The organism is Amycolatopsis sp. M39, assembly GCF_001651785.1.
Classification (GTDB): domain Bacteria; phylum Actinomycetota; class Actinomycetes; order Mycobacteriales; family Pseudonocardiaceae; genus Amycolatopsis; species Amycolatopsis rubida.
Map to the genome: position 1 here is coordinate 61,139 of NZ_LWSF01000017.1, position 22,258 is coordinate 83,396.

22 protein-coding genes and 1 pseudogene are annotated in these 22,258 nt (G+C 69.6%); 16 read left to right on the forward strand and 7 right to left on the reverse strand.

The window, feature by feature from the left end; translation table 11 throughout:
• The first annotated feature begins 196 nt into the window (after positions 1-196).
• Positions 197-526 carry a co-chaperone GroES gene (gene groES, locus A4R44_RS29580; RefSeq protein ID WP_020662728.1) on the forward strand — a complete coding sequence of 110 codons (330 nt, stop codon included), beginning with the start codon at positions 197-199 and terminating at the stop codon, positions 524-526.
• 98 nt (positions 527-624) lie between these two features.
• Positions 625-2,238 (forward strand): chaperonin GroEL, encoded by a 1,614-nt coding sequence (gene groL, locus A4R44_RS29585; RefSeq protein WP_067588018.1) that lies wholly within the window; start codon positions 625-627, stop codon positions 2,236-2,238.
• A 316-nt stretch (positions 2,239-2,554) separates the two neighbouring features.
• On the opposite strand, the gene A4R44_RS29590 is transcribed toward groL, so the two are convergent.
• Positions 2,555-3,295, reverse strand: a complete 741-nt coding sequence (locus A4R44_RS29590; RefSeq protein ID WP_067588021.1) for an SDR family NAD(P)-dependent oxidoreductase — start codon at positions 3,293-3,295, stop codon at positions 2,555-2,557.
• Between the two features lie 93 nt (positions 3,296-3,388).
• Between A4R44_RS29590 and A4R44_RS29595 the strand changes: the two genes are divergently transcribed.
• Positions 3,389-4,030 carry a TetR/AcrR family transcriptional regulator gene (locus A4R44_RS29595; protein WP_067588024.1) on the forward strand — a complete coding sequence of 214 codons (642 nt, stop codon included), beginning with the start codon at positions 3,389-3,391 and terminating at the stop codon, positions 4,028-4,030.
• Between the two features lie 6 nt (positions 4,031-4,036).
• On the opposite strand, the gene A4R44_RS29600 is transcribed toward A4R44_RS29595, so the two are convergent.
• A complete protein-coding gene (locus A4R44_RS29600) occupies positions 4,037-4,339 on the reverse strand; it encodes a WhiB family transcriptional regulator (RefSeq protein WP_067588170.1) in 303 nt (100 codons plus the stop codon).
• A 247-nt stretch (positions 4,340-4,586) separates the two neighbouring features.
• Between A4R44_RS29600 and A4R44_RS29605 the strand changes: the two genes are divergently transcribed.
• The 6 genes from A4R44_RS29605 (at position 4,587) to A4R44_RS29630 (ending at position 9,515) form a co-directional block, all read left to right on the forward strand.
• Positions 4,587-5,492, forward strand: a complete 906-nt coding sequence (locus A4R44_RS29605; RefSeq protein WP_198545480.1) for a MerR family transcriptional regulator — start codon at positions 4,587-4,589, stop codon at positions 5,490-5,492.
• Between the two features lie 9 nt (positions 5,493-5,501).
• Positions 5,502-6,596 (forward strand): hypothetical protein, encoded by a 1,095-nt coding sequence (locus A4R44_RS46335; RefSeq protein ID WP_095213695.1) that lies wholly within the window; start codon positions 5,502-5,504, stop codon positions 6,594-6,596.
• Between the two features lie 131 nt (positions 6,597-6,727).
• Positions 6,728-7,324 carry a response regulator transcription factor gene (locus tag A4R44_RS29615; protein WP_020662719.1) on the forward strand — a complete coding sequence of 199 codons (597 nt, stop codon included), beginning with the start codon at positions 6,728-6,730 and terminating at the stop codon, positions 7,322-7,324.
• Positions 7,325-7,647: 323 nt separating this feature from the next.
• Positions 7,648-8,220 carry a sigma-70 family RNA polymerase sigma factor gene (locus tag A4R44_RS29620; protein ID WP_067588030.1) on the forward strand — a complete coding sequence of 191 codons (573 nt, stop codon included), beginning with the start codon at positions 7,648-7,650 and terminating at the stop codon, positions 8,218-8,220.
• Positions 8,221-9,159: an anti-sigma-D factor RsdA gene (locus tag A4R44_RS29625; protein WP_067588033.1), complete on the forward strand. Its 939-nt coding sequence runs from the start codon at positions 8,221-8,223 to the stop codon at positions 9,157-9,159. It begins immediately after the preceding gene.
• Positions 9,160-9,221: 62 nt separating this feature from the next.
• Entirely contained in the window at positions 9,222-9,515 is a 294-nt protein-coding gene (locus tag A4R44_RS29630; protein ID WP_067588036.1) for a hypothetical protein, read from the forward strand.
• A 128-nt stretch (positions 9,516-9,643) separates the two neighbouring features.
• Here A4R44_RS29630 and A4R44_RS29635 read toward each other — a convergent pair whose 3' ends face one another.
• Positions 9,644-10,039 (reverse strand): DUF5319 domain-containing protein, encoded by a 396-nt coding sequence (locus A4R44_RS29635; protein ID WP_009072430.1) that lies wholly within the window; start codon positions 10,037-10,039, stop codon positions 9,644-9,646.
• A 139-nt stretch (positions 10,040-10,178) separates the two neighbouring features.
• Here A4R44_RS29635 and guaB point away from each other — a divergent pair, with 139 nt between their 5' ends.
• Positions 10,179-11,690 carry an IMP dehydrogenase gene (gene guaB, locus A4R44_RS29640; protein ID WP_067588039.1) on the forward strand — a complete coding sequence of 504 codons (1,512 nt, stop codon included), beginning with the start codon at positions 10,179-10,181 and terminating at the stop codon, positions 11,688-11,690.
• Positions 11,691-12,038: 348 nt separating this feature from the next.
• Here the strand turns inward: guaB and A4R44_RS29645 are convergent, their stop codons facing one another.
• Positions 12,039-13,274 carry an MFS transporter gene (locus tag A4R44_RS29645; RefSeq protein WP_067588042.1) on the reverse strand — a complete coding sequence of 412 codons (1,236 nt, stop codon included), beginning with the start codon at positions 13,272-13,274 and terminating at the stop codon, positions 12,039-12,041.
• A 171-nt stretch (positions 13,275-13,445) separates the two neighbouring features.
• Here A4R44_RS29645 and A4R44_RS29650 point away from each other — a divergent pair, with 171 nt between their 5' ends.
• The 4 genes from A4R44_RS29650 to A4R44_RS29665 all read left to right on the forward strand — a co-directional run bounded on the left by A4R44_RS29650 (position 13,446) and on the right by A4R44_RS29665 (position 17,363).
• A complete protein-coding gene (locus A4R44_RS29650) occupies positions 13,446-14,585 on the forward strand; it encodes a GuaB3 family IMP dehydrogenase-related protein (protein ID WP_067588045.1) in 1,140 nt (379 codons plus the stop codon).
• Positions 14,586-14,709: 124 nt separating this feature from the next.
• Positions 14,710-14,892 (forward strand): hypothetical protein, encoded by a 183-nt coding sequence (locus tag A4R44_RS29655; RefSeq protein ID WP_067588048.1) that lies wholly within the window; start codon positions 14,710-14,712, stop codon positions 14,890-14,892.
• A 60-nt stretch (positions 14,893-14,952) separates the two neighbouring features.
• Positions 14,953-16,659: a GMC oxidoreductase gene (locus A4R44_RS29660; RefSeq protein WP_067588050.1), complete on the forward strand. Its 1,707-nt coding sequence runs from the start codon at positions 14,953-14,955 to the stop codon at positions 16,657-16,659.
• Between the two features lie 14 nt (positions 16,660-16,673).
• Positions 16,674-17,363, forward strand: a complete 690-nt coding sequence (locus A4R44_RS29665) for a maleylpyruvate isomerase family mycothiol-dependent enzyme (RefSeq protein WP_067588053.1) — start codon at positions 16,674-16,676, stop codon at positions 17,361-17,363.
• A 176-nt stretch (positions 17,364-17,539) separates the two neighbouring features.
• Here A4R44_RS29665 and A4R44_RS52655 read toward each other — a convergent pair.
• A pseudogene (locus tag A4R44_RS52655) lies at positions 17,540-17,809 on the reverse strand (ester cyclase); the annotation flags it as partial.
• Between the two features lie 74 nt (positions 17,810-17,883).
• Here A4R44_RS52655 and A4R44_RS29675 point away from each other — a divergent pair.
• Positions 17,884-18,528, forward strand: coding sequence for a TetR/AcrR family transcriptional regulator C-terminal domain-containing protein (locus tag A4R44_RS29675; RefSeq protein WP_067588059.1), 645 nt, complete (start codon positions 17,884-17,886; stop codon positions 18,526-18,528).
• Positions 18,525-19,988, forward strand: a complete 1,464-nt coding sequence (locus A4R44_RS29680) for an FAD-binding oxidoreductase (RefSeq protein ID WP_067588062.1) — start codon at positions 18,525-18,527, stop codon at positions 19,986-19,988. The genes A4R44_RS29675 and A4R44_RS29680 overlap by 4 nt, the downstream gene beginning before the upstream one ends.
• A gap of 305 nt (positions 19,989-20,293) precedes the next feature.
• Here A4R44_RS29680 and A4R44_RS29685 read toward each other — a convergent pair whose 3' ends face one another.
• Positions 20,294-20,740, reverse strand: coding sequence for a GNAT family N-acetyltransferase (locus A4R44_RS29685; protein WP_232791835.1), 447 nt, complete (start codon positions 20,738-20,740; stop codon positions 20,294-20,296).
• A gap of 5 nt (positions 20,741-20,745) precedes the next feature.
• Positions 20,746-22,191, reverse strand: coding sequence for an aldehyde dehydrogenase family protein (locus A4R44_RS29690; protein ID WP_067588066.1), 1,446 nt, complete (start codon positions 22,189-22,191; stop codon positions 20,746-20,748).
• Positions 22,192-22,258: the final 67 nt, after the last annotated feature.

The following is a 22,258-nucleotide window of genomic DNA, read 5'->3' on the forward strand; positions in this document are numbered from 1 at the left end:
CTGCCGCCCCGCGGAAGGCGCTCGCGCGCGACCCGGAGCAAACGGGCCGGTCAGCGGCTTTCGTCTCACGTTTCGGCAGGTCCGGCGGACCCTCCTTGCGAAGCTGGCACTCACATGGCTAGAGTGCTAATCGAACGGCCCGGACACGCCCCGGCACCCGCGACGGCGGGGGTGGTATGAGCCGTAACCAGTCATCATGCCGACGCTTTCGACGACCGTGGAGGTCAACCCGGTGAGCGTGAACATCAAGCCGCTCGAGGACAAGATCGTTGTCCAGACGAGCGAGGCCGAGGAGACGACCGCCTCCGGCCTCGTCATCCCCGACACCGCCAAGGAGAAGCCCCAGGAGGGCAAGGTTCTGGCCGTGGGCCCGGGCCGCATCGACGACAAGGGCAACCGCGTTCCGCTGGACGTGGCTGTCGGCGACGTCGTCATCTACTCCAAGTACGGCGGCACCGAGGTCAAGTACAACGGCGAGGACTACCTGATCCTCTCCGCCCGCGACGTGCTGGCCGTCATCAACTGACGCGTCACTCGCAGCGCAAGGACGCCCCGGGCCCCGCTCATGCCGGGGTGCGGGGCGTTTTGCGTCGCACGACAACCGAAAGGTAAGCGGAAAGCGTTATGCCCAAGCAGATCAGTTTCGACGAGGACGCTCGTCGCGCGCTCGAGCGCGGGGTGAACAAGCTCGCCGACGCGGTCAAGGTCACCCTCGGCCCGCGCGGTCGCCACGTCGTCCTCGACAAGAAGTTCGGCGGCCCGACGATCACCCTCGACGGTGTCACCGTCGCTCGTGAGATCGAGCTCGACGACCCGTTCGAGAACCTCGGCGCGCAGCTCGCGAAGAGCGTCGCCACCAAGACCAACGACGTCGCGGGCGACGGGACCACCACCGCCACGGTGCTGGCCCAGTCGCTGGTGAAGCACGGCCTGCGCAACGTCGCCGCCGGCGCCAACCCGACTTCGGTCGGCAAGGGCATCGAAGCGGCCGCGGAGAAGGTCATCGAGGTCCTCAAGGCCAAGGCCACCCCGGTCAAGGGCCGCGACAACATCGCCCAGGTCGGCACCGTCACCTCGCGGGACGCGACGATCGGCCAGCTGCTCGGCGAGGCCGTCGAGCGCGTGGGCGAGGACGGCGTGATCACCATCGAGGAGTCGTCCACGCTGGCGACCGAGCTGGTGATCACCGAGGGCGTCCAGTTCGACAAGGGCTTCCTGTCGGCGCACTTCGCGACCAACCCGGAGGACCAGAAGGCGATCCTCGAGGACGCCTACATCCTGCTGAGCCGCGAGAAGATCTCGGCGCTGGCCGACCTGCTCCCGGTGCTGGAGAAGGTCGTCGAGGCGAAGAAGCCGCTGCTCATCATCGCCGAGGACGTCGACGGCGAGGCGCTGTCCACCCTCGTGGTGAACTCGCTGCGCAAGACGATCACCGCGGTCGCGGTCAAGGCCCCGTTCTTCGGCGACCGCCGCAAGGCCTTCCTGGACGACCTTGCCGTCGTCACCGGCGGCGAGGTCATCTCCGCGGAGATCGGCCGCAAGCTGTCCGAGGTCGACCTCGGCTCGCTGGGCAAGGCTCGCCGGGTCGTCGTCACCAAGGACGACACGACGATCGTCGACGGCGCGGGCACCAAGGACGCCATCGCCGCGCGGACCGCGCAGATCCGCAAGGAGATCGAGACCACCGACTCCGACTGGGACCGCGAAAAGCTCCAGGAGCGGCTCGCGAAGCTCGGCGGCGGCGTGGCCGTGATCAAGGTCGGCGCGGCCACCGAGACCGAGCTGAACGAGCGCAAGCACCGCATCGAGGACGCCGTGGCTTCCACCAAGGCGGCCGTCGAGGAGGGCATCCTGCCCGGCGGCGGTTCGGCGCTGGTGCACGCGGTCAAGGAACTCCAGGGCGATCTCGGCCTGACCGGCGACGAGGCCACCGGGGTGCGCATCGTCCGCGACGCGCTCACCGCCCCGCTGCACTGGATCGCGACGAACGCGGGCTACGAGGGCGCGGTCATCGTGAACAAGGTCCAGGAGCAGGGCTGGGGCCAGGGCTTCAACGCCGCCACCGGCGAGCTGACCGACCTGATCGCGGGCGGCATCGTCGACCCGGTCAAGGTGACCCGCTCGGCCGTCGCGAACGCGGCGTCCATCGCCCGGCTGGTGCTCACCACGGAAAGCTCCGTGGTCGAGAAGCCGGTCGAGGAAGAGCCGGAGGCCGCTGGCCACGGGCACTCGCACTGACGCGGATCAGCCTCTGCGTTGTTGCGGCGGGGCGGCATTCCCTTCGGGGAGTGCCGCCCCGCTTTCCGTCGTGGGGCGGTTGCTTCCGCATGACCGGCAGGCTGGGGAACATTCTGCCCAGCTCTGCGAGACCCGCTCGCCCGAACATCGCGGCCGTTCCGGTGAACACGGCCGGCGGTGAAGTCTTCAGCGCGGCGACATCGACGGGGTGGCCGTCCAGCAGTGCGATCCCGGTGCCAGCTCTTCGCCCCGGCAAGCGGACGGCGTACCGTGCGGTGGTCGCGCTAGAGGTGCGTCCGGAACCGCTGAAAGCCGATCAGGCGGTGAACCCGCCGTCCACCGTGATCGACGTCCCGGTCAGATACCGGCCCTCCGGACCCGCCAGGTAAGCCACCGCGGCCGCGATGTCCGACGGATTTCCGTAGTGCCCCAACGCGATATGCGCCAACTGGTCCGCGGAATGCGGTCCGTCCGCCGGGTTCATCTCGGTGTCCGTCGAGCCCGGGTGGACCACCATCGCCGTGATTCCGCGCGGCCCCAGGTCGCGCGCCAGGCCCTTGGTCATCCCCGTCAGCGCCGACTTGCTCGCTGAGTACAGGCTCAATCCGACGAATGGCGCGCGCTCCGCCAAATCGCTGCCGATCGACACGATCCGCCCGCCCTGCTTCATGTGCCGTACCGCGGCCCGGGCCGCCACCAGCGGGGCCTTCACGTGGATCGCCAGCGTGCGGTCGATCATTTCCGTGGTCAGCTCTTCGACCGGTGCCGACGGGAACACTCCGGCGTTGTTCACCAGCACGTCCAGCCCGCCCAGTTCGGCCGCGGTCCGGTCGGCCGCGCTGGTCACCGCGTCCGCGTCCGCGGCGTCTGCCCGCAGAGCCAGACCTCGCCTGCCGAGTTTCTCGATGGACGCGACCACGTCCGCCGCCCGGTCCGCGGCGCGTTCGTAGGTGATCGCGACGTCCGCGCCGTCCTCGGCCAGCCGGAGTGCGATCGCCGCGCCGATGCCGCGGCTTCCGCCGGTGACCAGTGCGACCTTGCCGTCCAGGGTGCCCATGCCCCACCTCTTTCTGTAGTGATGACTAAATAAATAGCCGCGTACGATGGATCGGGTCAAGACTTCTGTATCGCTCACTAAAGAAGGTGGTTCATGTCACCCCGTGGCCGCCCGCGCGCGTTCGACCGCGAGCACGCGCTCAACCAGGCCATGCTGGTGTTCTGGGAGCGCGGCTACGACGGTGCGTCGCTGGCGGAGCTGACCGAGGCGATGAGCATCAAGCCGCCGAGTCTGTACGCGGCCTTCGGCGACAAGGAGGCACTGTTCCGCGAAGCGATCGAGCATTACCAATCCGCCTACGGGCGGCACACGATGCGCGCGTTGACCGAAGAACCGACGGCGCGCGCGGCGGTTGAAGCGATGCTTCGCAACAACGCTTGCGCGTACGTGGAACCGGGGCATCCGAAGGGCTGCATGGTCGTTCTGGCGGCTACCAATTGCACGCCAGCCAATGCCTCCGTGTGGAAGTTTCTCGCTGCTTCACGCGACGAAGTGCGACGTCAGCTTCGTGAGCGCCTTCGTCGTGGAGTGGAAGAAGGAGACCTCGCGGCCACTGTGGACATTGACGCGCTCAGTGCGCTGTACGCGACTGTCTTCTATGGACTGACCATGCAAGCGCGCGACGGTGTCAGCCTCGACTCGCTGATGACAGTCATCGACCTCGCGCTCTCGCTGTGGCCCGGAAACGGCGGAGGGGCGGCGTCCACAGTGGACACCGCCCCTTCCGCGCCGTGATGAAAGTCAGATGCGCGCCATGGTCAGCGCGCGTTTGTCCTGCTTGATGATGTGGTCCCGTTCCGATTCGGACAGCCCGCCCCAGATGCCGTAGGGCTCGTGCACGGCGAGCGCGTGCTTGCGGCACATCTCCAGCACCGGGCACGACAGGCAGATCGCCTTGGCCCTGGCCTCGCGCCGTGCCCTCGCTGGTCCCCGCTCTCCGTCCGGGTGGAAGAAGGATCCGCTGTCCATCCCCCGGCACGACCCCTCCAGCTGCCAGTCCCACATGTCTGCGTTGGGGCCGGGGAGCCTGCGCGTGTCTGCCATCCTGACCGCCTCCGTCATCCGGTCGATGCCATTAGCTGCTCTGCTGTGGTGCCGATACTCCATTCGGTGCAACGGCGGTAACGTTAGAAGCGCGCCAATAGTTGTTCAATAGATCGGCGGCGATTCAGCCGTTAGGCATCCCCCAGATGTGTGAGCAGGGCTTTTGGCTCGGGTTGCCGGGACCGCGGACGGGCTGGATATTGACCGGGTGGGATCCGGATCAGGCGATGGAGAACCCACCCTGCCGGTGGCCTCGGTCGCCCGCCGGCTCGGTGTCGCGCCGTCCACCCTGCGTACTTGGGACCGCCGCTACGGTCTCGGTCCCAGTCGCCACACTGACGGCAGACATCGCCGTTACGGCAGCTCTGACATCGGCCGTCTCGAACTCATGCAGCGCGCGCTCCTTCGCGGCGCTTCGACGGCGGAGGCCGCACAGTACGCGTTAGAGCAGATGCCGCGCGCGGACTTCGTGCCAGCGCCTGCCGAGCCTGCTGAGGCGACGGAGACGAAGACAGCGGCTGACGACGTCGAAGTCCCTTCGCGGCTCGCGCGTCGTCTGAGTACTGCTGCGTTGGCGATGGATGTCGGAGCGGTACAGCGAATGCTCGTTGACGCTATTCGCGAGCTGGGTGTGCTTCAGGCGTGGGCTGGCGTGATCGACCCCGTTCTCACTGCGCTCGGCGCGCGGTGGCGAGGCGTGCACGCGGGTGCGGAAGTGGAGTACCTACTCGCTGAGTGCGTGTACGCGGCATTAGTGCGCGCGACGCCGGTCCTCGACGAGCCTCGCAACCAACGGCCGGTCCTTCTCGCGTGCGTGCCCGATGAACGGGACAACATGCCGGTGTACGCGCTCGCCGCCGCTCTTGCGGGTCGAAGGATCGGCGCGCAGCTCTTCGGCATTGCGCTGCCACAAGAAGTGTTGTCGGTAGCGGTGCGGCGAAGCGCGCCCGCTGCGGTGGTGTTGTGGGCGAATCGGGCGAACGCGGACCCTCGGCTCTTCGCGCGCGTGTCTCGCGGACGGCAGCGGACCCGGTTGTTCGCCTGCGGCCCCGGCTGGGATCCGGCGCTGTTGCCGCCGAAAGTCGAGTTGCTGGCGGATCTTTCCGCGGCGGCCGACCGTGTGGAGCACGTTCTTGTCGGTGCTCCACGCTAGAAAGGGCGAGTGGACGAAGAAGCACTGACGGCCCTCGCGTTCGGCCCGGACGCCGGGCCGGCGGACTCGATACCTCGCGACGGCTCGCCAAGACAACGCCTCCTGGCGGCGATCGTGCTGGGCGCCCGCGGCCGGTACGCGGCGGCCGCGGAGTTGCTCGACCCGCTCCGGCGCGGCCGGAATCCGCTGACAGCCTCGCTGGCGGCGAGCACCCTGGCGTCGCATCGGCGGCAGCTGGGCGCACATGTGGTGGCGCGGAGGCTCGATGGGGAGGCGCTGCTGGCGGTCGGACTGCGCGGAGTGGGGGAGCGCGGGGCAGCGACAGCTGGCGGCGGCCCGGGATTGGCTGGTAGCGGCCCGGGATTGGCTGGCGGCGGCCCGGGATTGGCTGGTAGCGGCTTGGCCGCGGCCGGTTCGGGTTCGCGTGGCGTTGGCTCGGGCCCAGCTGGCACCGGAGCGGATTCGCCTGTCCCAGGATCAACATCGGCCACCACCGGTTCCCCGCCTGCCACCGCGAGCCCCAGCACATCCGCCAGCCAGGGCAGCCTCGTCGAGTCCACCGAAGACCCCGACGGGCTCGATCTCCAAGGTGCCCGAGCCGACGCCTTCCTCGGCCTAGCCGCTGACAACCTCGCCCTCGGCCGCATCTCCGCCGCCCGCCGCCTGGCCGTCCGAGCCGCTCAAGCCGACCGTCGCTGGCGGTCGACCGTCCGCGGCGGCTGGGTGGGCGCCGAGATCGAGCTTGCCGCCGGACAGCCCGAAGCGGCCGTCGCCCCGGCCCGCCTCGCCTATGAGACCGCCGTCGCCCGGCACGCTCGACGACACATCGTGAAGTCCGGCATCGTCCTCGGCGTCGCGCTGCTCGCCGCCGGACAGGACGGGGCGCGGGAACTCCTCGTCGCAGCCGCCGCGGACGCCGAAAAATATGAACTCGATTCACTTGGTTGGGTGGCGGACCGCGTCGCCGCTGACGTGGACCACGACCGGGCCGAGGAGTATCGATTCAGGAGCCGCCAGGTGTTGCACGCAGTGTTACGGCGCGCGGATCCTTGCGTGATGCGCATCGCACACGAATCGCCGTGGGTGCCTATCGGACCCGGGTAGGCCTGCGGGAACGGGCGTTCCGGCATCCGGGCTAAGAAACTTCAAAAAAAGCCACCGGATCGTGTCAAGGTTCGGGCTAAAGCGTCCGATAGGGGAAGTGGAATGTCACCCGGCTGCAGGAAGGAAACCCCGTGACGACGGTCTTGATCTGCGACGACCGACGCAGTGTCCGCGAAGGGCTCACCCGTGTGATGTCCGCGGTGCCTGGGGTCAGTCGCATCGACTGCGTAGCGCACGGTGACGAGCTGCTGGCCCGGTACACCCGTCAGCCGGTCGACGTCGTGCTGGTCGGAACGCAACGCGCGGTCCCGACAGGCGTCGAGGCAACCCGCCGGCTCGTCTCCGCGAACCCCCAGGCGAACGTCATCGTCTTCGGAGCCCCGGACGACGCGGGCAGCATCGCGGCCGCCATCGCCGGCGGAGCGCGCGGCTACCTGCGCTGGGACGCTTCGCGGCCCGAACTGGTCGCCGCGCTGGCGCACACCCTGGCCAGCACCTCGGTGCCCGCGCCGCGGCAGCCGTCCGACCCGGGCGTGCAGCTCACCGAGCGCGAGCTGCAGGTGCTGCGCGGCATGAGCCAGGGCAAGAGCAACGGCCAGATCGGCCGTGAGCTGTACCTCTCCGAGGACACGGTCAAGACGCACGCGCGGCGGCTGTTCCGCAAGCTCGGCGTCCGCGACCGTGCGCAGGCAGTGGCGCACGGCTTCCGCCGCGGTCTCGTGTCCTGACCGAGGCAGAGCAAGCCAATACGGGACTTCCGATCCGATTCCCGCGGTGACGAACGGGCCAGGGCAGCCAAGCCCTGGCCCGTACCTGTTGTCCTGGCCCCTGCTCCCGTGCTTCGCCCGCGTCCCCACCGCGTAACGGCACTGCCCCAGCCTGTCTGCCTGCGACAATCGCCGCCCGGCCGCGCCCGGCGCGCCGGTCACCACCTCTGGCGGTTGTCTGGTAGGACTCCGACGGTACGGTAGCTGTGACCGGCGCGGGACGGGGACGACCACGCGCCGGATTCTTTGCACGCCTACACGTAACGCTGGGACTGTTGTCTGCGATGGCCACTGTGGGGGATGGACTGGACGAGCCGGTCGCCGCCGCTGTCGAGGGAGACCCTCAGGCAGTAGAGCGGTTGCTGGCCGCCATTCGTCCCCTTGTGGTGCGGTATTGCCGCGCCAGGGTTGGCAGGCAGGAGCGTTCGTTCGCTTCGGCAGACGACGTTGCGCAGGAGGTGTGTCTCGCGGTGCTTACGGCCTTGCCTTCCTACCGTGACCAGGGCCGCCCCTTTCTGGCGTTCGTCTACGGCATCGCCCAGCACAAGGTCGCCGACGCGCACCGCGCCGCGGCGCGCAACCGGGCGGAGCCGGTCGCCGAGATCCCCGACGAGATCGAGGGCGGCGTCGGTCCGGAGCAACGTGCTCTCCAGGGTGAGCTGAACGAGCGGATGGCGCAGTTGCTGCAGGTGCTGCCGGACAAACAACGGGAAATCGTCGTTCTGCGGGTCGTGGTCGGGCTGTCGGCGGAGGAGACGGCGGACGCCGTCGGTTCCACGCCGGGTGCCGTCCGCGTCGCTCAGCACCGGGCGCTCGCCCGGCTGCGCAAGGTGCTTGCCGCCGAGGAGGTGATCTGAGTGACCGATCGCGAAGACCGGGACAGAGACCTGTCACCTTCCGCGCAGGCCAGCGGCCTGACCGGGTACGAAGCGGAAGCCGACGGCGACCTCACGGCCATCCAGGCCGACGACGCGCTCCTCGACGCGCTCGGCGGGACCGATCCGGTTGTCGCCGACGGGCTCGGAGACCAGGAACTGAACGCGCTGCTGCTCGCGTGGCGCCGCGACATCGACAGCGAGCCGCTCGCCGAGCTGGTCGACGTCGACACCGCGATCACCACGGTGAAGACCGCCACGCTGGCGCGCAAGTACCAAAGCCGCGGCCGTCGCCGCCGCTATCTCGTGCCGGTGGCCGCCGCGTGCGCCGCCGCCGCGATCGCCTTCACCGGCACCGGCCTCGCCGCCCGGGACGCCCAGCCCGGCGACACGCTGTGGGGCCTCACGAAGGTGCTTTACGCCGACCACGCCCGCTCCGTCGAGGCCGCTGCCGCGGCGAAGCTCGACCTGGAGAAGGCGAACCTGGCGCTGGCTGACAACCGGCTCGCCGACGCCCGGCGCGCGCTCGCCGACGCGCAGGCCGCGCTCACCCAGGTCACCGACGCGGACAATCGCAACCAGCTGATGCAGCAGCACCGCGAACTGGCCGCGCAGCTCGGTCAGCCGACGGCCCCGCCCACGGACCAGAAGTCGTCGACGTCGCCTGCTGTTCCGCCGGCGCACGACCCGGTCAGCAGTGCGGCGCAGCCGCCGGGCCAGTCGACCTCGCTGCCGGGCACCGGCCACACCAACAACCCGCCGCCGGTCACCTCGGTGACGCCGCTGCCGCCGGTCACGTCCACGCCGAGCTCGCCGCCTCAGTCGCCGAGCGCCACCCCGAACGATCCGGGCACGGGCAGCAGCCCGCGCAACGAGTCGTCGCAGGGGGTACAGGCCCCGAACGGCACCAGCGGCTCCTAGCTTTTCCGAAGGTCCCGGCACGGACAGTGCCGGGACCTTTTTCGTATCGACGGGGAGGCGCGATGCTGGTTTTCGGAGAGCCCTACGAGACCGCGAGCGGAACAGTGCTGGTCACTGTCACGCGGCAGGGCCGCCGAGGCGGGCCGGGGCATGCGGTCGGGCTGTACACGGTCAACGCGGACGGCGTGACGTGGACGCCCGCGACGGATCAGGGCCGGATCGCGCTGATCGGCGCGTGCACGGGTTTCGTGGCGGCGGCGCTCGCGACACTGGCCGTTGTGCGCCGTCCGCCGTGGCCGAACCTGACCGAGCGGGCGATGATCGCCCAGGCGGAGAGCATGAAGCACCGACGCTGACCAGGGTTTGCCCACAAGTCGATACAGCTGTGGACAACCCCTGTGGACAACTTGTCCGCGCCCACGAAGAAGGTCCTGGTGGCCAAGCTCACCAGGACCTTCTTTTCAGGCTCTTCAGGGCCGAACGCTCAGTACGCGCTTTCGTTCGCGGTGACCCCGTCCGCGAAACCGCGGCAGTAGTCCCAGCTCACGTAGTCGGTCGGGTTCGGGTCGAACGCCGGCTCGTGCGGGCGCATCCGGCCGTCGGACAGCAGCTGCTCCAAGCTCGCGCGCAGCAGCGTCCAGTCGTGATAGTGGGGTTCGTCGCACTCGCCGCAGTCGACCACGATGCCGCGAACCCCGCGAGGCTCCAGCAGAGCCTGGTACACGGCGAGATCGGACAGGTCGGCCAGCAGCTCGGTGCGCTCGTCCGCGCTGATCGGCTCTTCCAGGTGGTCGTCGGGGTCGGGGATGGCCCGGGCCGGATCGTCCGGGTCGTCCGCGAACGGATCGGGGGGCAACACATCGTGCGGCACGGCCTGCACGCTACCCGCCGGGCCACCCGCCCGGGCCAGGGCCCCGGCCCGGATATCATGCGGGGAAGGCCCGAGGCCCCTCGGCCCACGCCAGGCACCGCTGCCCGCGACTCCAGCCCACTCCCGCCAGGAAGGCCCTTCGCCCCTCATGACCAGCGAAAGCATCACCCCCGCAGTGCCCAGCAAGTTCGCGATGCTCGGCTTGACCTTCGACGACGTGCTGCTGCTGCCCGCGGAATCGGACGTGGTGCCCAGCGCGGTGGACACGAGCACGCAGCTCACCCGCAACATCAAGCTCAACGTTCCGCTGGTCTCCGCCGCGATGGACACGGTCACCGAGGCGCGGATGGCGATCGCCATGGCGCGGCAGGGCGGCGTCGGCGTGCTGCAGCGCAACCTGCCGATCGAGGAGCAGGCGGCGGCGGTCGAGGTCGTGAAGCGGTCCGAGGCGGGCATGGTCACCGACCCGGTCACCTGCTCCCCGGACGACACCCTCGCCGAGGTCGACGCGCTGTGCGCGCGGTTCCGCATCTCCGGCGTCCCGGTCACCGACGCCTCCGGCGCGCTCGTGGGCATCATCACCAACCGCGACATGCGGTTCGAGGTCGACCACACCCGCCTGGTGAGCGAGGTCATGACCCGGACGCCGCTGGTGACGGCACAGGTCGGCGTCACCGCGGAGGCCGCACTGGGGCTGCTGCGCAGGCACAAGATCGAGAAGCTGCCGATCGTCGACGGCGCGGGCAAGCTGCGCGGCCTGATCACGGTCAAGGACTTCGTGAAGACCGACCAGTACCCGAAGGCCTCGAAGGACCCCGACGGCCGTCTCATCGTCGGTGCCGCGGTCGGCGTCGGCCCGGACGGCCACAAGCGCGCGATGGCACTGGCCGAGGCCGGGGTGGACGTGCTGATGGTCGACACCGCGCACGGCCACTCCCGGGCGGTCGTGGAGACCGTGCGGCTGCTGAAGAAGGAACTGGGCGACACCGTCGACGTCGTCGGCGGCAACGTCGCGACGCGGGCCGGTGCGCAGGCACTGGTGGACGCGGGCGTGGACGGCGTGAAGGTCGGGGTCGGCCCGGGCTCGATCTGCACCACGCGGATCGTCGCGGGCGTGGGCGTGCCGCAGATCTCCGCGATCTACGAGGCGGACCAGGCCTGTCGTCCGGCGGGCGTCCCGGTGATCGGCGACGGCGGCATCCAGTACTCCGGCGACATCGCGAAGGCCATCGCCGCGGGCGCGTCCACGGTCATGCTGGGCAGCCTGCTCGCGGGCACCGCGGAATCGCCGGGCGATTTGATCCTGGTGAACGGCAAGCAGTTCAAGGTCTACCGCGGCATGGGCTCGCTGGGCGCCATGCAGTCGCGTGGCGAGGCGAAGTCCTACTCCAAGGACCGCTACGCCCAGGACGACGTACTCAACGAGGACAAGCTGGTGCCGGAGGGCATCGAGGGCCGGATCCCGTTCCGCGGCCCGCTGTCGAACGTCGTCCACCAGCTCGTCGGCGGTCTGCGCGCGGGTATGGGCTACGCGGGCGCGGAGACGATCGCGGCGATGCAGGCGGCGCAGCTGGTCCGGATCACCGCGGCCGGGCTGAAGGAAAGCCACCCGCACGACATCACGATGACCGTCGAGGCTCCGAACTACACGACCCGCTGATCGACCCGGTTCGCCCGCTCCGCCTCCCCGCCACACCGGATNCCCGGGTTCCCCCGCCCCCCCCCCCCGCCACACCGGATCTCCCGGTGACGGCGAGGGAGCGGGCGAATGCGGTTTTCCCGGAGGTTCGTGCTGACGGCGGTGGTGCTCGGGGAGGGTCGGCTTCCGCGGCCGCGGCGGATTCGCCGGACAGTTCCTTGCGGAAGCGCACCGAGCTGTACTTCGGTACCGCCGAACCGAACAGCGGCGAGGTGACCGGGAGCATTCGATCGTGCGGTATCCGCCGACGAACCAGCACGCGAACGGCGACCTCGAACAGATCCGCACCGACTACTAGCATCTGTTCGATCAGGAATCCGTGCTGTGGACCGATTCCACCGCGCGCGTCTCGTTCTGAGCGCGGTTCCAGCCGAGCAGCAGCAACGGCGTCGTCAGCATCAACGCGCCCGCCAGTCCGAGCGCGCCGCGCGTGCCCAGCCACGTCGCCACCAAACCCCACAGCAGCGTCAGTCCGGCGGTGCTGGCGCTGCTGCTGATCCGCCACGCGGACAACATCCGGCTCACGTAGCCGTCTTCGGTCTCTTCGAGCCGGTAGGTCGCGAGGACGGTGTTGTACGCCGCCGCGCAGACGATCAGTCCGAACTCCACCGCCATCACCCAGAACAGCCCGCCGATACCGGGCGGCACGAACGTCAGCAGCACGACCCAGCACGTCCGGACCGCGGCGAGGATCGGCAGCAGCCGCACCCGGCCGTAGCGCGGCACCAGGTCGCGGGCGAGCCGGGAGCCGGCCAGGCCGCCGAGGCACGGGATGCCGAACGCGAGCCCGTACTGCCAGGTCGGCAGGCCGAGTTCGCCGAGCAGTAGCACCGCCAGCACCGGCGAGGTGGCCATGATCAGGCCGTTGACCAGGCAGGAGTTGAGGAACAGCATCCGCAGCCGGGCATGCCGGAAGAGGTAGCGCCAGCCCTCGGCGAGGTCCGCGGCGCGGAAGGCGGCGGGGCGGGCTGGTTGGGGCTCGCGGGCGCGGATCGTCGAGAGCGAGAGCGCGGAGAGCAAGTAGCTGAGCGCGTCCAGGATCACAGTGGCCAGCGGGCCGAAGAATCCGATCGCCGCGCCGCCCGCTGGCGGGCCGAGCGCGGTAGCGGTCCACAGTGTCGTCTCGAACCGGCCGTTGGCGGTGAGCAGGTCTGGACCAGCCGCGAGTGATTTCAGATACGCGCCGCTCGCCGAGGTGAACGCGATGTTCGCCGCGGCCACGAGCACCGATACCGCCACGAGCTGGGCGAACGTCAGCAGGTCCAGCAGGTACGCGGGCAGCAGTGTGAGCAGGGCGGCGAACCGGACGAGGTCCATGGCGATCAGCACCGGTCGTTTCCGCCGGAATTCCACCCATGGACCGAGCGGGAGCGCCGCCAGCGAACCGACCGCGAGCCCGGCTCCGGCCAGCAGCGACACCTGCGCGGCACTGCTGTGCAGCACCCGCACCGCGATGATCGAGAAGGCGTCGAGGGCGAAGTAGGTGCCCGCGACGCTGACCGCGTACGCCAGCCACAGCCGGTGAAAGTCCTTGCCCAGCGCCAAATCCGTCCCCCTCGCTCAGCCGGGCAGCCAACCATCAGCTCGCGCCGGTGGCAAACAACCGCGCGCACAACCGGTGGTTGTCGCCACCGCAACGGTCCCCCGCGCGCAGGTAACCCGGGTCGACTCGCGACAATGGACAGTGAAGGCGTCAGGCGCGAGAAGGGACATCACGTGCGGGATCTGGTCGAGATCGGCATGGGCCGCACGGCGCGGCGGGCGTATGACCTCGATGACGTGGAGATCGTGCCGTCGCGGCGGACGCGGTCGTCGTCGGTGGTGTCCACTGCCTGGCAAATCGACGCGTACCGGTTCGACCTGCCGCTGGTCACCCACCCGACGGACGCGATCGTGTCGCCGGGGACCGCGGTGGCGATCGGCGAGCTGGGCGGCCTCGGCGTGCTCAACGCCGAAGGACTGTGGGCCCGGCACGGATGCGTCGAGGAGGCGATCTTCCGCCTCGTCCGCGCGGCCGAGGACAGCGAAGACCCGACTGCGGTCGTGCGCGAGCTGCAGGAGCTGCACGCCGCGCCGGTCCGGCTCGACCTGCTGACCGAGGCGATCAAGACGGTCCGCGAATCCGGCGTGACGGTCGCCGCGCGGGTCAGCCCGCAGCACGCCGCGGAGCTGACGCCGGACCTGATCGCCGCGGGTGTGGAGATCCTGGTCGTGCAGGGCACGATCATCTCCGCCGAGCACGTGCAGCGCGACGCGGAACCGCTCAACCTCAAGGAGTTCATCGGCCGCCTCGACGTGCCGGTGATCGCGGGCGGCGTGAGCGACTACCGCACCGCCATGCACCTGATGCGCACTGGCGCGGCGGGTGTCATCGTCGGCCACGGTTACACCGAGGGCGTCACCAGCACCGACCGCGTGCTCGGCATCGGCACCCCGATGGCGACGGCGATCGTGGACGCGGCCGCCGCCCGTCGCGACTACCTCGACGAGACCGGCGGCCGCTACGTGCACGTCCTCGCCGACGGCGGCATCACGACGTCCGGCGACATCGCGAAGGCGGTCGCCTGCGGTGCGGACGCGGTCATGCTCGGCGCCCCGCTGGCGACCGCCTCGGACGCCCCGGGCCAGGGCCTGTACTGGACCGCTGCGGCGGCGCACCCGTCGCTGCCGCGCTCGCGCGTGGTGGCCGGCCCGGACTCGGACTACGCGGTGGACCTGAAGACGCTGCTGTTCGGCCCGTCCTCGGACGCGGAGGGCGTGGTGAACCTGTTCGGCGCGCTGCGCCGCGCGATGGCCAAGACGGGGTACTCGGACCTGAAGGAGTTCCAGCGCGTCGGGCTGACCGTGCGCGGCTGAGGCATTTCGCGAAAAAGGCCCCCTTCGCGGGGGCCTTTTTTGTGCCGGAAGGTCCGGAGCGCGCCCGTCTCCGTTATACTTTCGTTATCTTTGGAGTTCGGTGTCGCGCCTGAAGGGTGAGCGGATGGCACTGCTGGGGGAGTCCGCGTCGACCTGGTGGCTCGGCGGCATCGTCGTGGGCAGCCTGCTGATCCGGCTGCTCGCGCTGGTCGTGGCGTTGCGCGGGACGGAACCGGCGGAGCGGCCCGCCATCATCCGGGCACTCGGCGAGCTGTTCCGGTTCGGGCCGAGGCGCAAGACCCGCTGAGGTAACTCGTCAGTAACTTAACTCTGGCCTGGCGGCTCCCCGAGGGTTACGCTCTTTCCTGTGACTGCCAGTAACACCACCACCGCGCGGCAAGAACCCGACTACGACGTCCTCGTGGTCGGTTCCGGGTTCGGCGGCAGCGTCGCGGCGTTGCGGCTGACCGAGAAGGGCTACCGCGTCGCGGTGGTCGAGGCGGGCCGGAGGTTCGCCGACGACGAGTTCGCCAAGACGTCCTGGGATCTCAAGCGCTACCTCTGGGCCCCGCAGCTCGGCTGTTACGGCATCCAGCGCATCCACATGCTCAACGACGTGATGGTGCTGGCGGGCGCGGGAGTCGGCGGCGGTTCGCTGGTTTACGCGAACACGCTGTACCGCCCGCTCAAGCCGTTCTACCAAGACCGGCAGTGGGCGCACATCACCGACTGGGAAAGCGAACTCGCGCCGCACTACGACCAGGCCAGCCGCATGCTCGGCGTCGTCACGAACCCGACGATCACGCCGTCCGACGTGGTGATGCGCGACGTCGCGAAGAAGATGGGCGTCGAGGATTCGTTCCATGCCACACCGGTCGGGGTGTATTTCGGCAAACCGGGCGAGACGGCGAAGGATCCGTTCTTCGGCGGAGCAGGCCCGGACCGGGTCGGGTGCACCGAATGCGGTTCGTGCATGACCGGCTGCCGGGTCGGCGCGAAGAACACGCTGGTGAAGAACTATCTGTATCTCGCGGAGAAGGACGGCGCGCAGGTCATTCCGCTGACCACGGTGACGTCGGTAAGCCCGCACAGCAAGGGTTACGAGATCACGCTGCAAAAGACCGGCACGCGTTCGCGGCGGTTCCGGACCACGGTCACCGCGGCGCAGGTGGTGTTCGCCGCGGGCACCTGGGGAACGCAGAACCTGTTGCACCGCATGAAGGACACGGCCGCGCTGCCGAAGCTGTCGGGCAAGCTCGGCGAGCTGACCCGGACGAATTCCGAGGCGATCATCGGCGCGGCGCGTACCGCGGTGGACCCCGAACAAGACTTCAGCCGCGGGGTCGCGATCACCTCGTCGATCCATCCGGACGAGAACACGCATATCGAACCGGTGCGTTACGGCAAGGGCAGCAACGCGATGAGCCTGCTGCAAACCGTGGCCACCGACGGGTCTTCGAGCGTTCCGCGCTGGCGGCAGGCGCTCACGTTCCTGATCAAGCACCCGGCGCAGTCGGCGAAACTGCTGAACGCGTACCGGTGGAGCGAGCGCACGGTGATTCTGCTGGTGATGCAGAGCCTCGACAATTCCATCACCACCTACACCCGGCGCGGCCTGTTCGGACGGCGGAAGTACACGTCGAAACAGGGCCACGGCGAGCCGAACCCGAGTTTCATCCCGGCCGGGCACGAGGCGAACGTCCTTACCGCGGAACGGATCGGCGGCATGCCGGGCGGCACCTGGGGTGAGGTTTTCGACATCCCGCTCACCGCGCACTTCATCGGCGGCGTGCCGATCGGCGACAGCGCCGACTCCGGTGTGATCGACCCGTACCACCGGGTTTACGGCTATCCCGGACTGTCCGTTGTGGACGGATCGGCGATTACCGCGAACCTCGGGGTGAACCCGTCGCTCACCATTGCCGCGCAGGCCGAGCGGGCGTTCTCGTTCTGGCCCAACAAGGGTGAGGCCGACGAGCGGCCGGAGCAGCGCAGCGGGTACACCCGGATGGAGCCGGTCGCGCCGAAGAACCCGGCGGTTCCGGCGAACGCGCCCGCGGCACTGCGCTGCTGACCTAAGATCGCCCGGTGACCACTGCGGCGCTGGACCGGATCCGGGAACTGCACGACGAATGGGCGCGAGTCGCCGAGGCCATGCCGGCCTCGGCCTTCGGTGAGCCGAGCGCGCTGCCCGGCTGGACGCGCGCGCATCTGCTCACCCATCTCGCGCGTAACGCCGACGCCCTCGGCAACCTGCTGACCTGGGCGGAAACCGGGGTCGAGCGGTCGATGTACGGCCCGGGCAACGCGCGGGACGACGACATCGAGGCTGGCGCTGGCCGTGCGCCGGCGGAGATCGCGGCCGACCTGGTGGCGTCCGGGAAACGGCTGACCGACCACGCCGCACGGCTGCCGGAGGAGGCGTGGTCGGCTCCGGTCCGGCACCGCCGCGGCGGTGCGCTGACCGGCGCGGACGTGCTCACCCTGCGGTTGTCCGAGACCACGATCCACCTCGCCGACCTCGCCGCTGGCCACGATTTCGACAGCGTCACCGCAGTGCTCGGCGACCATCTCGAAGCGGTGACCGGGACGCTGATCCGGATGTGCCCGCGTCCGCTGCCCTCGTTCCGCATCACCGACGGCGTCCGCACCTGGACCCTCGGCGAAGGCGGTGACCTCGTCACGGGCACGCCGGGCACGGTGCTGGCCTGGCTGACCGGCCGCGGCGACGGTTCCGCGCTTTCCGGGCCGGTGCCGGAGATGGCGCCGTTGATCTGATTCAGCTGGACTGCCGGGCGGCGGCGAGTTCGTCGTCGTCGCCGACGATGCCCAGTTGCCGCAGGATCGCGAGCCGGTCGGTCTGAATGTCGAGGTCGCAGATCCGCCCGTCGGTCGCCCGCGCCAGGACGAAACCGCGCCACGTTCCGCGGTTGCCGGTCGCGAAGCCTCTGCGGTAGTCCGGTGTTGGTGGCGGTGAGCGTCACCGTGGCGGCGGCCTGGTCGCCTTCGGCGAGCAGCGAATCGACGGCGACGCGCAGGTCGGGGAACGCGGTCAGCATCTGCGTCCAGCCGGTGCGGAAAGCCGCGAGCCCGCCGGTCGGCGCGTCGACCACGACCGGGCCGGATTCGGTGACGTCCTCGGCCACCACGGTGTCCAGGTCGCTGAGGTCGTGGCTGTCGACGATGGCGAGAAAGCGGCGCAGAACGGTCTTGGGGTCGGTCATGGCTCCTCGATTCTTACGCTGTAAGAGACGAGAGCAGTGGTACCTTACGATGTAAGAAACGTCAAGGGGGGCCAGTGTCCGATCGGAGGGCCCGGCCGCGCGCCGGGCTGACCAGGGAGCGGGTCGTGGACGCCGCGCTCGCGTTCGTGGACGAGCACGGCATCGCCGCGCTGTCGATGCGCAAGCTCGGCACCGAACTCGGCGTGGAGGCGATGACGCTCTACCACTACGTGCCGAACAAGGAAGCGCTGCTCGACGCCCTCATCGACCGGCTCGTTCCGGCACTGGCCGCGATCGAGCCGGAACCGGGCGAGTCCGGCCAGCGCTGGCTGGGCCGGGTGGCCCGGGCGTACCGGGAGCAGCTGCTCGCGCATCCGGGCGTGCTGCCGCTCGCCGCGACCCGCCCCGCGGTCAGCCCGGAGTCGCTGCGGGTGGCCGAAACCGCACTGCGGCTGCTGGAGTTGCCGCCGGCGCGCGGACTCGACATGGTGAACGCCGTGATGACTTTCGTTCTCGGCCACACGCTCGCCGAGGCTGGCCGCACCCCCGGCACACGGTCCGATGTGGACAGTCTGGCGCACCTTGACGAGGAACGCTTTCCACTGCTCGCGCAAGCGCTGCGGGACGGTCCCCGGCACGGCGAGCGGTTCGCATTCGCCCTTCGGGCATTACTGGCCGGACTTTTCGCAACCCACTCACGGTCTGAGGCGTCTGAATGAACATGACATTGGGGAGAAGGACGTTCTTGCGCGCCGCCGGGTTGACGGCGGTCGGCGCGGTGGCCGCGGCCTGCACCGCGAAACCGGGACCGTCGGTGCCGCAGACCAGCCCGACGACGAGAGCGTCCGTCCCGCCGAGCACCAGCTCGAAGCCGTCCGGGCCGCCGGACTGGAACGCATTGCGCGGCAAACTCTCCGGCGACCTCGTACTTCCTTCCGAGGGCGGATTCGCCACCGCGAAGCGGGCGTTCAATCCGCTTTTCGACGGACGCAATCCCGCTGCGGTAGCGAAATGCGCGAAGCCGGAGGATGTGCAGGCCTGTGTCGAAGCGGCCGGCGGGCGGATTCCGCTCGCCGCGCGCAGCGGCGGGCACAGTTACGCCGGGTATTCCGCGCCGGACGGCGGCCTGGTGATCGACGTCGGCGGGATGGCCGGCGTGGAGGTCCAAGGCGACCAGGTGGTGATCGGCGCGGGCGCGAAACTCGGCGACGTCTACTCGGAACTGGCGAAGGCGGGCCGTTGCCTGCCTGCGGGTTCGTGCCCGACTGTCGGCATTGCCGGGCTCGCGCTCGGCGGCGGAATCGGCGTACTGACCCGTAAATACGGGCTGACCTGCGATCGGCTGCAGTCCGCGCGGATCGTCACGCCGGACGGCAAGCTGCGCACGGTGAGCGCGCAAGCTGACGACGACCTGTTCTGGGCGCTGCGTGGCGGCGGGGGCGGAAACTTCGGCGTGGTCACCTCGTTCACCTTCACCACCGTGGAAGCGCCGACCGTCACGGTGTTTTCGCTGAAGTTCCCGTCCGGTTCGGCGAGCGACGTGGTCGACGCGTGGCAGCGCTGGCTGCCGAGCGCTCCGCCCGAACTGTGGTCGAACTGCGTGGTTTCCGGCGGCCCGGGTGGGGCGTGCCGGGTCGGCGGCGCGTTCGTGGGCAGTTCGGCTGGCCTGACGTCGGCGCTCAGCGGATTTTCGGTGACGCCCTCCAGCCGCACGATGAAAACCCTCGGCTACGGCGCGGCGATGAACTACTTCTCCGGCAGTTCCGAGCGGCAGACCTTCGTGGGGTCGTCGCGGATCATCACCGATCCGGTCGAGGGCGGGAAGATCGCCGATCTCGCTTCCGGGCACAAGGGAATGGACCTGCTGATCGACGGCCTGGGCGGCGCGGTGGGCGACATCGCGCCGACCGCCACGGCGTTCCCGCACCGGAAGGCGCTGGCCAGCATTCAGGTCTACGCTCCGGCCACCGCGAGCAGCCAGGACACCGCGCGCAAGTCTGTGTCCACTGTGGTCGCTGGACTGGCGGACGCGGGCGCGCGCGGCGGCTACGTGAACTACATCGACCCGGACCTGCCGGACTGGAAGTCGGCCTACTACGGCGACAACGCGGCCCGGCTGGACCAGGTGGCGAAGAAGTACGACCCCAACGGGGTATTCAAGTTCGCTCAGTCTGTGTGAGGGGCTTGTGAGTGCCTATGCCGGTTAGAACCGGCATAGGCACTCACGACACCCCGCTCGCCGCCTAACCCCAGTACGAAACGGCCCCGTCCGGACCAGCGGCGCAGCCAAGACCGCCCCGCCCCGCCGAAGGCGCAGCAAGTCAGCGTCCGCCGACCTCGCCCCGCTGTCTGTGAAGGGAACCCTGAGAGACTCTGATTCCGTCAGGATTCCCCTCACGGACCTTGGTCAACGGGGTGCGGCCCGGCGCTGGGGTCGGCCTGGGTGTCGTGAGTGTTTATCCCGGTTAGAACCGGGATAAACACTCACGAGGCTTTAGACCAGACGTACCGGACGTCCGGCTCGCGCTCTTCGTTGCGCTGCCCGTCGGTGTACTCCACGGCGACAAACCCGTGGCGTCGGTAAAACCGTCGCGCGGGCTCGTTGATCTGAAACGTCCACAGCGTCAGCCCGTCGGGACGGAGCTGTTTGGCCAAGTCCACCAGCTGATCGCCGATTCCGCGCCCGCGCCACGGAAGGTCGAGATAGAGCTGCGCCAGCTCCGGCCCGTCGAGCACGAGCAGTCCGGCCACAGTGGACTCGGCAACCGCGACCCAGGTTTCCTGCTGCGGCACCACGATATTCGCGAACCACCACCGCACCGCGTCATCGTCGTGGGCACGACGGACTGTCGGCAGCGCGGCGGAGAACGACCGCAGCCACACGCCGGCGATATCGCGTGCGTCAGCGGTCGTTGCCCGTCGCAGGTCCACTGTGGTCAGAGGTCCACCCCGGTGAAGACCGTCACCCGCTCCTCGGTCAGGTCGTGCATCGCCGACAGCACGCCCTCCCGGCCGACGCCGGAACCCTTGACGCCGCCGTACGGCATCTGATCCGCGCGATACGACGGCACGTCGCCGATGATCACGCCGCCGACTTCCAGCTCCGCTGACGCATGGAAGGCCAGCTGCACATCACTGGTGAACACCCCGGCCTGCAGTCCGTACGCGGATGCGTTCACTGAAGCGAAAGCCTCGTCCACGCCATCCACAATGGACAATGCCAGCACCGGCCCGAAGATTTCCTCCGACCAAGCCTTGGCATCCGCGGGAACGTCGGTCAGCAGGGTCGGCGCAACCGTGGCACCCGAACGGGTTCCGCCGGTCAGCACCCGTGCGCCACCGGCCACTGCTTCCTCGACCCACTCGATGATCCGTTCCGCGGCCGCCTCGTCGACGACCGGGCCGACATCAGTGTTGCGGTCGTACGGATCGCCGGTCTGCTGGGCCTCGACGGCCTCGGTCAGCGCGGGCACGAACTCCTCCGCGATCGCCGCGTCCACGATCACCCGCTGCACCGCGATGCACGACTGGCCCGCCTGGTAGTTCCCGAACGTCGCGATCCGCTGCGCGGCACCCTCGACGTCCGGCCAGTCCCGCAGCACGACCGCCGCGGCGTTGCCGCCCAGTTCGAGCACCACGTGCTTGCGCGCCGCCGCGTCCGCGATCGACCAGCCGACCGGGCCCGAACCGGTGAACGACACCACCGGCAGCCGCGGGTCGGCGACGAGCGCCTGAGTCTCCTCGTTTCCCAGCGGCAGCACGGAAAACGCGCCTTCCGGCAGGTCGGTCTCAGCGAGCAGCTCGCCAAGCACCAACGAAGACAACGGCGTACGCGGGGCAGGCTTGATGATGATCGGCGCGCCAACCGCCAGTGCGGGCGCGACCTTGTGCGCCACCAGATTCAGCGGGAAGTTGAACGGCGCGATGCCGAGCACCGGTCCGCGCGGCACCCGGCGGGTCAGCGCGAGCCGGGCGTCGCCGGAGGGGTCGGCGTCGAGCCGCTGCATGTCGCCGCTGAACCGGCGTGCCTCCTCGGCCGCGATCCGGAACACCGACACCGCGCGTTTCACCTCGGCCTCGGCCCACTTCAGCGGCTTGCCGTTCTCCGCCGTGATCACCTCGGCGAGTTCCTCGGCCCGCATCTCGATTCCGCGCGAAACGTGCTCCAGCGCGGCCGCGCGCTGATGTGCGGGAGTGCGCCGGAACTCCTTCGCGACCGCGACCGCCGCGGCCACCGCCCGTTCCACCTGGTCGGCGCCGGGCACCGCGACCGTCGCCACTTCGCTGCCGTCGAACGGGTGGTGCACCACGAGGGTGCTCGCGCCCTGCTCAGCCTGACCGGCGATCCACGCGGCCCGCGGCTGTGGGGTGATCGTGTCCATGGGCTTCAAGGTATTAGGCGGCCTCAGGCCCGGCACGCCGGACTCGGTCCTTCTTTTGTGGCACCTG

Bases quoted from the DNA above. Each gene is read 5' to 3' on its own strand.
- A4R44_RS29630 (WP_067588036.1), top strand. From the start codon at position 9,222: ATGCTGGTTTTCGGAGAGCCCTACGAGACCGCGAGCGGAACAGTGCTG.
- A4R44_RS29600 (WP_067588170.1), bottom strand. From the start codon at position 4,339: ATGGCAGACACGCGCAGGCTCCCCGGCCCCAACGCAGACATGTGGGAC.
- A4R44_RS29680 (WP_067588062.1), top strand. From the start codon at position 18,525: ATGAACATGACATTGGGGAGAAGGACGTTCTTGCGCGCCGCCGGGTTG.
- groES (WP_020662728.1), top strand. From the start codon at position 197: ATGCCGACGCTTTCGACGACCGTGGAGGTCAACCCGGTGAGCGTGAAC.
- A4R44_RS29655 (WP_067588048.1), top strand. From the start codon at position 14,710: ATGGCACTGCTGGGGGAGTCCGCGTCGACCTGGTGGCTCGGCGGCATC.
- A4R44_RS29690 (WP_067588066.1), bottom strand. From the start codon at position 22,191: ATGGACACGATCACCCCACAGCCGCGGGCCGCGTGGATCGCCGGTCAG.
- A4R44_RS29590 (WP_067588021.1), bottom strand. From the start codon at position 3,295: ATGGGCACCCTGGACGGCAAGGTCGCACTGGTCACCGGCGGAAGCCGC.
- groL (WP_067588018.1), top strand. From the start codon at position 625: ATGCCCAAGCAGATCAGTTTCGACGAGGACGCTCGTCGCGCGCTCGAG.
- A4R44_RS29620 (WP_067588030.1), top strand. From the start codon at position 7,648: ATGGCCACTGTGGGGGATGGACTGGACGAGCCGGTCGCCGCCGCTGTC.
- A4R44_RS29595 (WP_067588024.1), top strand. From the start codon at position 3,389: ATGTCACCCCGTGGCCGCCCGCGCGCGTTCGACCGCGAGCACGCGCTC.
- guaB (WP_067588039.1), top strand. From the start codon at position 10,179: ATGACCAGCGAAAGCATCACCCCCGCAGTGCCCAGCAAGTTCGCGATG.